General features: G+C 45.4%; 1 protein-coding gene and 1 pseudogene. One reads left to right on the forward strand and one right to left on the reverse strand.

Annotation, left to right across the window (positions count from 1 at the left end; genetic code table 11):
* On the forward strand, positions 1 to 337 hold a 337-nt coding region (locus tag GMA8713_RS25945; RefSeq protein ID WP_157515497.1), incomplete at its 5' end, for an IS630 family transposase.
* A 51-nt stretch (positions 338 to 388) separates the two neighbouring features.
* On the opposite strand, the pseudogene GMA8713_RS25950 reads toward GMA8713_RS25945, so the two are convergent.
* Positions 389 to 712 (reverse strand): annotated as a pseudogene (locus GMA8713_RS25950) (aspartate kinase); the annotation flags it as partial.
* Between the last annotated feature and the right edge of the window lie 125 nt (positions 713 to 837).

Consider the following 837-nt stretch of genomic DNA (forward strand, 5'->3'; position numbering starts at 1 on the left):
AAAGAAAGACTCAGACCTATTCATTGCCATGCTGGAGAAGCTAAAGTGGCACTACCGCCGAGCCAAAAGTGTCACCTTGATACTGGATAACTACATCATCCACAAAAGTAAAAAAACGAAGGCTTGGCTCAAGAAGAACCCAAAGTTCAGGCTGCTGTTCCAGCCCGTTTATTGCCCTTGGGTCAACGTCATAGAACGATTGTGGAATGCTCTCCATGAGACAATTACTCGGAATCACAGGTGTAAACATATGTGGCAATTGCTCAGGAAGGTGAAGCACTTTATGGATAACGTATCGCCGTACCCGGGAGGTTGCCACGGCACGGCGAAAATGTAGCACTATTCGGATCAGTTATTTAGGCGTTAATGTAAAGATGAGGGCCATACTCTAAGCGACTTGTTTATCTTTATTATCTTTTTGCACAAAAAACTCGTCGTGTAGTGCGCGAATAGCACCTTCATACATTTCGTCTTTTACCACGAACTGCACGTTCACGTTGCGCATTGAAGAGTGAACAGCAATCGGTGAAATATCGCTGTTCATCAGTGCCAGCACACCTTTGCTCAAGGTGGTGTTGGTATTGATCTGCGAACCAATCGCGGAAATTAGAGCAACCATGTGGCTCGTGATTGTCGAGTCAGGGAAGCGTTTTTCCGCACGGTAAAGTAGCTTGTTCAGGTTCTTGGCGACGCCGCTGAGGTAGTAAGTAGTCGGCCCTGAAAAAGCCGTTTTTGCCATTAAGAAATCAAGCAAAAAATAGGGAAGCTGAAATACCAGCTTCCCTATTTTTTAGACAACTGCGCCTGCTTAGTCGCAATAGCATCCTTGTTCATTGT

It is taken from the genome of Grimontia marina, assembly GCF_900060185.1.
Lineage (GTDB): Bacteria > Pseudomonadota > Gammaproteobacteria > Enterobacterales > Vibrionaceae > Enterovibrio > Enterovibrio marinus.